This window comes from Kandleria sp. (assembly GCF_017934775.1).
Lineage (GTDB): Bacteria > Bacillota_I > Bacilli_A > Erysipelotrichales > Coprobacillaceae > Kandleria > Kandleria vitulina.
This window is the reverse complement of record NZ_JAGBIX010000005.1, coordinates 132,368-139,592: the sequence shown is the minus strand read 5'-3', so window position 1 is coordinate 139,592 and position 7,225 is coordinate 132,368. Positions and strand designations below refer to the sequence as shown.

At 28.5% G+C, this 7,225-nt stretch carries 6 protein-coding genes and 1 pseudogene; 1 reads left to right on the top strand and 6 read right to left on the bottom strand.

All coding sequences use genetic code 11. The features are described from left to right. The 3 genes and pseudogenes from J6L95_RS01345 to J6L95_RS01335 all read right to left on the bottom strand — a co-directional run. Positions 1-189, bottom strand: a pseudogene (locus J6L95_RS01345) (transposase); the annotation flags it as partial. A 105-nt stretch (positions 190-294) separates the two neighbouring features. Continuing rightward, positions 295-675 carry a GtrA family protein gene (locus J6L95_RS01340; protein WP_287457814.1) on the bottom strand — a complete coding sequence of 127 codons (381 nt, stop codon included), beginning with the start codon at positions 673-675 and terminating at the stop codon, positions 295-297. After that, entirely contained in the window at positions 668-1,615 is a 948-nt protein-coding gene (locus tag J6L95_RS01335) for a glycosyltransferase family 2 protein (protein WP_287457813.1), read from the bottom strand. The genes J6L95_RS01340 and J6L95_RS01335 overlap by 8 nt, the downstream gene beginning before the upstream one ends. Positions 1,616-1,777: 162 nt before the next feature. On the opposite strand from J6L95_RS01335, the gene J6L95_RS01330 reads away from it, so the two are divergent. Then, the gene (locus J6L95_RS01330; protein WP_287457812.1) at positions 1,778-3,664 is read left to right on the top strand and encodes a DUF6020 family protein; all 1,887 of its coding nucleotides are present in this window, start codon (positions 1,778-1,780) and stop codon (positions 3,662-3,664) included. Between the two features lie 389 nt (positions 3,665-4,053). Here the strand turns inward: J6L95_RS01330 and J6L95_RS01325 are convergent, their stop codons facing one another. From J6L95_RS01325 to J6L95_RS01315, 3 genes are all read right to left on the bottom strand, one after another. Beyond that, positions 4,054-5,133, bottom strand: a complete 1,080-nt coding sequence (locus J6L95_RS01325) for an acyltransferase family protein (RefSeq protein WP_287457811.1) — start codon at positions 5,131-5,133, stop codon at positions 4,054-4,056. A gap of 339 nt (positions 5,134-5,472) precedes the next feature. Continuing rightward, complete coding sequence (locus J6L95_RS01320; RefSeq protein ID WP_287457810.1) at positions 5,473-6,510, bottom strand: NAD-dependent epimerase/dehydratase family protein; 1,038 nt, start codon at positions 6,508-6,510, stop codon at positions 5,473-5,475. Then, positions 6,511-7,224 carry an IspD/TarI family cytidylyltransferase gene (locus tag J6L95_RS01315; RefSeq protein WP_287457809.1) on the bottom strand — a complete coding sequence of 238 codons (714 nt, stop codon included), beginning with the start codon at positions 7,222-7,224 and terminating at the stop codon, positions 6,511-6,513. Position 7,225 lies beyond the last annotated feature (1 nt).

The window sequence follows — 7,225 nt, the reverse complement described above, 5'->3', positions numbered from 1 at the left end:
ATCATGCCCATGCAATCTGCGACTGCTGAGATCAACATACTTTCCAATGTTCATCCTTTCCGTAATCTCAATGACAGTACGTGCAATATCGTCACTAGGCACATCATTCTCAAAATTAATGTTAAAATCCAGTAGCGCATAGGTCTGAAATGCGCTATAATTTTTTTGGTATAATGTTGTAGTTTTCATAATTACATTATATCAAAAAATGCGTCGGAATTATCCGGCGCATTTTATTTTTGAAAACTAATCCAGATTATCTATCCGGGTCAGCCCCTTTTTCTATTTATTTAATTATTCCAAAAACATTTTTCTTGTTACAAAGTTAAAGATCATAACTATAGCAGTTGCACCAATCTTTACAATCATGTAGTAGACATGTAAATATTCAACACCAACCCACATAATCAGCTGATTGATACCCAATCCAACAATACTTAATACAATAAAAATAACAAAGTTCTTGCTTTGGCTCTTTGACTGATCTACATCAAAAACCCATAAAATACTTGCGATATAATTAAATACTGTTGAAACAGAAAACGAAATAATTGAAGAAATAAAATAATGAATACCTAAGAATTCAGTACATACAAATAGTACAGCATAATCAATAAGAAAAGCTGTACCACCTACTATACCAAATCTAAATAATTGTTTAATAAGCTTAATCATCAGACTTCTCCAATAATACCTTATTGGCATGAGCCTGTTGTAATCTAAATTCAAATGCTTGTTTATCCTTATTAACAATTACATCAAGAATAATACCTGTAAATAAAGAAAGAATAGCTGTTAACATGATAAAGCAGCTAACTACTAGTGTAGGAATCTTTGGTACTAAACCAGTCTTCATGAAATTAGCTAATACAGGAATAAAGAAACATAATCCAATTATAAATAGGATTAATGAAGATAAACCAAAGAATAATAATGGTCTATAGTTCTTAAACAATCTAAAGATTGTTTTTAATACTCTAAATCCATCTGAATATGTATTTAATTTTGATTCACTACCATCTGGTCTATCTCTGTAATCTGTTACAACGTTAGCTACATGCATATTATGTGATACTGAATGAATTGTCATTTCAGTCTCAATTTCAAAGCCTTTAGATAAAATTGGGAACGTCTTTACAAAGTTATAAGAGAAAGCTCTATACCCAGTCATGATATCCTTGATATCACTCTTAAATAATAAATTGATTGATCCTTTTACTAATGTATTTCCAAAGTTATGGAATGGACGTTTGTTTTCTTCAAAATAAGTAGATGATAAACGATCTCCTACTACCATATCCACACCTTTATTTAAAACTAGTTCTGCCATTTCAGGTGCAAATTCAGGAGGATTAGTATCATCTCCATCTAACATAATATAGCATTCAGCATCAATATCTCTGAACATTCTTCTTACAACATTACCTTTACCCTGTTGATATTCATGTTTCACAATAGCCCCTGCTTTTTCAGCAATCTCAGCTGTACCATCTGTAGAATTATTATCATATACATAAATAGATGCTTCTGGCATTGCCTTTTTACAATCTTTTACTACTTTTTCAATTGTTAAGCTTTCATTCCAGCATGGAATGATAAATGCAACTTTTTCCATTTTTAGTTTCCCCTCCACATTGAGATTCATCTCAAAGTTTAAACTCTATTTCCTAGTATTGTCAATATGTAATAAAGTGATTTCATAATTCTAAATAATAAATGACAACTATATAGTCAATTAATGTATAATATCAATAGATTTTATGGAAAGGGGAATATTATGGATTCATTATTTCAATCCTTATTTATCACAAATAGAGAAGATAAGTACGCTATAATCAAGTATCTTCTCATTTTTGTAGAAACATATCTTATATCAAAATATCTACAGTGGCCATTTGCATTTATTTGGCAAATCGTACTTCTACTAATTTCTTGTTTACTTTATAAGAAGTCTTATAAATTAGAAAAAAATAATAAAATAGAAACTACTATTTTGCTTATAGTTGCAGTTATTGGAGCTATTAACATTTTAATTGGTTCCCATATTCATGTTGAAAATCGTGTTTCAGGAACACTAAAAAACAACTACGTGCTTCCTTTTTATTTTATTGACTTCATAAGTGTTATTTTTATGACATCAGGTCTATACAGATTAATATCTCAAACATATAAATTAATTAGAAATAATGATAGTAAAAACGCAACACATCTAATAACTTATGAATTTAACCTTACAAAAAAATCAATAAAAAATATCTTATTTTATGCATTAATATTATTTATTATGTGGTTACCTTATTTACTAATTTATTATCCTGGATTTGTATTTGGAGATACAATAAACTCTATTGATCAAGGTTTAAAAACCATACCTTTTAACAATCATCATCCATTCTTCTATACAATGTTCATAACATACTGCATAAGAATCACTCAGTACTTTGGGGCAAAAGACTGTACTCTAGGATGTGCACTCTACTGCATCATTCAAATGATTTTCTTAAGTCTTACTTATTCATACTATATTTGGTGGTTAGACAAGAAATTTAAATTACATCCTGTAGTACGTTATTTACTTATCTTTATTTTTGGTTCTACTACATATATCGCAACTTATAGTATTGCGATGTGGAAAGATCCTATTTTCACAGCAGCACTGATTGGATTAACAATTCAGCTTTATCAATTTATTGATAGTCACGGTAAAGTAATGACAAGTAAAAGATGGATTGTTCTTACTGCTTTATTTACAATAATTTCTATTTTCTCTAGAAACAATGGATTATATATTATGATATTTGTTTCATTCTGGATTATTCTTTTATTAATTAAAAATAAGATCCAAAAGAATTCTCATATAATGAAACCACTTAGAAACTTATTAATTTTATTTGTAACAATCATTCTATTCTCACAACTCATTACTGGTCCTATCTATAAGAAATACGACATTAAGGGTGAAAAAATTGAGAGCGTAGGTATTCTTATGAATCAGATGGCGAGAGTTGTGGCTTATAACGGAAAGATGTCTGCATCTGATCGTGCGTATATGAATGCAATTCTACCTATTAAACAATATAAAACGAAGTATCATCCATGTTGCATTGATTTATTAAAATGGGATTCTGAATTCAACGCTAAAATCATAGAAAAAGATTTCTTCAAACATTGGTTTTCAATGTTAAAAGAAAATCCTCGTTTATATTTTGAAGCTTGGGTACTACAGACATATGGATATTGGACACTTAATGCAAATGATATTATGATTACAAATGAAAACATCAGCTCTGGTGTTCCTAGAAATACACATCCAGAATACGCCAGACAAATGAGTTTAAAAGCTGAATTTAATAATCTAACAAATCATGAATCATTAAAACAAATATTTAAAATTGATGAATGGTCAGTTCCTGTCGGAATCTGTTATGGAATAATCTTTTTATTAACAATATATATTTTACTTCTTATATTGTTTAGATCATCAACTATGTCAATCTTACCATTTACATTAGTTCATGGATTAATGATCACATTATTTATTGCTTCGCCAATCAATTATTGGCCAAGATATGGCTTATTAATTCAGCTACTCTTACCATTATATATCTTCTTATTTATTGATTTAATAAAAACAAAACACAATAAATTATCCAATAAACAATAAGGTTAATAAGTATTAATAGTTTTTTAATATTTCAGTAACTTAACGACATTAATTCAAATGCAGAGTGACACTCTGCCTTATTTACATAAAGCTAGTGATGACACAACCATCACTAGCTCTTTTGTATAAGTTTTTAACATTATGAGCAAGTACTCAAAAGCTTTAAACACATATTAGATATTTCTAATTGTCTCATATAAATTTATCAAAACCACTATGAAATTTTATCCAGTGAATACCTTATACAGAAAATGGATAACTATCACTCTTTGAATAAAATTATGTATTTTTTTATCATAATGCTCAATTATCAAAGAGATATATCCTAACCTTATAAAAAAGAAAGACATACTTTTTTTGAATGTCTTTCTTCAATCAATTTAAAATTATTAAGAATATACTATCTTTAGCCATTTAAACTTAGTGCTCAATAGAATAATGCATTCCGAAACAATTATCGTAATAAGCACAATAATACCATAATATATCAAAGAATTATTTATTCCAATATAACTTAATATATTTTCCATTGAATAATAAATAAACAAATGCAAATAAAAAATCAATGATCCTAATTTTCTCAAATGCGTATAAATAAGATTATCTTTTATCTCAATGTGTGACACAATATAGAACAAGAAAAAAACTACTGGTACTAAACAAATATACATATCATTTTCTCTTGCCCATCCCAATTCGTTTACAGCGAATGCTTCAATCAAAAATAACATCATTGATACGCCAAATCCAACAACTGCTGTTCTATATTTCATCACAATCGGTTTATACGCAAATACCATTCCAATTCCCATAAATAAAAATCCAAAAAATAAGCCGTTACGTGTGGTTTCAATTGTCCTTTGTAAACCGTCAAGGAACATCCAAACAACCTTTATATTGCAAAGTGGGTTAAGTAAAATTGAATACGTTTGCGGTATAAGACCAACTACATATAGCACTGTCGCTATACACATTATGGTCTTTATTCTTATTTTTTTACTAATACAAAATATAAGAATTAAAGTTGCAATAATTGTGGCATTTAAATACCACAAGTGAGAAAAGCTTCCTGTTAAAAAGAAATGCTTCATCCAATTCAAAAAACCATGCCTAATTCCAATTTCATCAACAAGAATAGAGTTCTTTAAAACCCAAGGGAAATATATAATTGTCCATATAACATATATACGAAAAATTCGCCTTACGTATGTCAATGCAATTTTTTTGTCAAATCGTTCATATGATGTTTTTCGAAATAAAAAATAACCTGACGCAACAAAGAAAAAAGGAACAGCTATTCTAGCCATATAATTTTTTAATCCATAATTTATAAAACTATTATATGATGCAAATGGAGAAACATGGATTGAAACAACAAATAATGCACATATAAATTTAATCAAATCAATACAATTATAATGTTTAGTTCTGTTTTCTGACAAAGATAATGCTTTTGTACTTATTTTCATAAAATCCCTCCAAAACCAGAAATTACTCAGTATTATTACTACAATAATATACACTACTACTATCATTAAAATTCAACAAAATATATATTTTTACATAAAAGTCCATATCACGTTTAAAAATACTTTTATTCATCTAACCAATTATTCACATCAAAACATACTCACAATTATCATCACAATAACCATTAATAAACAACAATAAATCTGTTCTAGTACATATTTTTTAAATCTTTCTTTTTACGAAAAAAACCTGTGATTCAATAGAGTCACAAGTTTTTATAGCAAGTCTGATAGAAATAGATCGAATAAATAAAATTCATACACCCATTTAATAGTCTGCTATTCTTTTATCAATTTAATCGTATGTCTACATCCAGTTTCTAAATCAAATTTTGCTTCCCAACCAATTTCTTCAATTTTTTGAGATGTAAGTGAAGAATTAGACATCAAATTAAAACTCTTTACATCAGCATCAGTTGGTCTTTCAAATTCTATTTTATTTCCAGTTAATGATGCTAACATTTCAGCAAATTCTCTAATAGTAACAATTGAATTTTTATTAGAAATATTATAAGCATTTTTATTTTCACCATTTAATAAAACAGATAAAATTGCTGATGCACAATCCATTGTATAACAATATGATCGCAATTGAGACCCTGCACTTTTCATCAGTATATTACGACCTTCAATAACATCTCTAGTAAAAGAAGCACTTGCTCTATTATCACTTTTTAAAATAGTCGGACCATAAATATGACCTGGTCTAACTATCACTGTTTCAATTTTATACTCATTTGAATATGCTACACATAATGTCTCTGCAGCGCGTTTTGAGCTCGGATAACTTGCACGATCATTAAGTATATCCAAATATCCATAATCATTTTCATCATATGGATCTAATTCATCCTTATTACCGTATACTTCACTAGATGAAATATATAAAACTCGTTTTACATTGTTATTTACTGCAAAATCCAATAAAGCATTTAATCCAACTACGTTCGCTAACATAGTTTCAACTGGTTGAGTTTTATACATGTTCGGATTCGCATTACTAGCACCATGAATAATATAATCAAATTTAAAATCATTTTTAAAATCATTTTTTGTTGCATCATACTGGATAAATGTAAAATCCTCGCCTTCCTCATATAATGCAAAACGATTACACATTCTTTCCTTATTCCGTCCAGCAAGAAATATTTTAATATTCGCATTTCTCTTTTCATTCAAATAAAGAAGTATCTCAACTACAGATGAACATATCATCCCAGATGCACCTGTAATTAGAATAGATTTATAATAAAGATTATTAATATTTTTAATAGAATCAATTACAAGTTCAACATCTTCAAAATATTTATCTTTCATCTATTTAATCCAATCATCTTTCTTTGTGTGTAGTAATGCCTTAAAAATAATCATGTCATCAACTGTAGTAATTTTTAAATTTTGTTCTGAACCTTTTGAAAAATAAATTGTTTCACCTAGTTCTTGCATTAATGTACATGAAGCTGCTGTATTCTTTATATTTCTCTTTTTTGCTTCATCATGTGCCCATAGTAATTTGCCAATTGTGTACACATGTGGTGTCTGAGTACGATATAACTGTTCTCTAGGAATAGAAACTGTAGATGATTCTCCATTGTCATTACTTCTAAAGACTGCTTCAACACAAGGAATTGCTGCAACAGCAGAACCATATCTATTAAATGTAGCTAACGAATCGTTGATGATATCTTCAGTCACTAAGCATCTATTTCCATCATGTACAATAATTACATCCTCTTTAGAACAATCTTTAGCTACAGTTACCAATCCATTGTGAATGGATTCTTGACCAGTATCTCCACCTGGAACAATCCATTTTAATTTAGAAATATTAAACTGATTAGCATAAGCACGAAGCACCTCAATCCAATTTGGTAAGGTAACGACACAAATTGCATCAATTGCTGGATGATTCTGGAATGCTTCTAGTGTATAAATAATAACAGGTTTATTTTCTACATTCATAAATTGTTTAGGAATGTCTTGATGCATTCTAGAACCAACACCTGCTGCTGTCAATAAAGCTATATTCATA

Excerpts from the sequence above, each read along its gene's own strand:
- J6L95_RS01325 (WP_287457811.1), bottom strand. The coding sequence starts at position 5,133 with ATGAAAATAAGTACAAAAGCATTATCTTTGTCAGAAAACAGAACTAAA.
- J6L95_RS01315 (WP_287457809.1), bottom strand. The coding sequence starts at position 7,224 with ATGAATATAGCTTTATTGACAGCAGCAGGTGTTGGTTCTAGAATGCAT.
- J6L95_RS01340 (WP_287457814.1), bottom strand. The coding sequence starts at position 675 with ATGATTAAGCTTATTAAACAATTATTTAGATTTGGTATAGTAGGTGGT.
- J6L95_RS01335 (WP_287457813.1), bottom strand. The coding sequence starts at position 1,615 with ATGGAAAAAGTTGCATTTATCATTCCATGCTGGAATGAAAGCTTAACA.
- J6L95_RS01330 (WP_287457812.1), top strand. The coding sequence starts at position 1,778 with ATGGATTCATTATTTCAATCCTTATTTATCACAAATAGAGAAGATAAG.
- J6L95_RS01320 (WP_287457810.1), bottom strand. The coding sequence starts at position 6,510 with ATGAAAGATAAATATTTTGAAGATGTTGAACTTGTAATTGATTCTATT.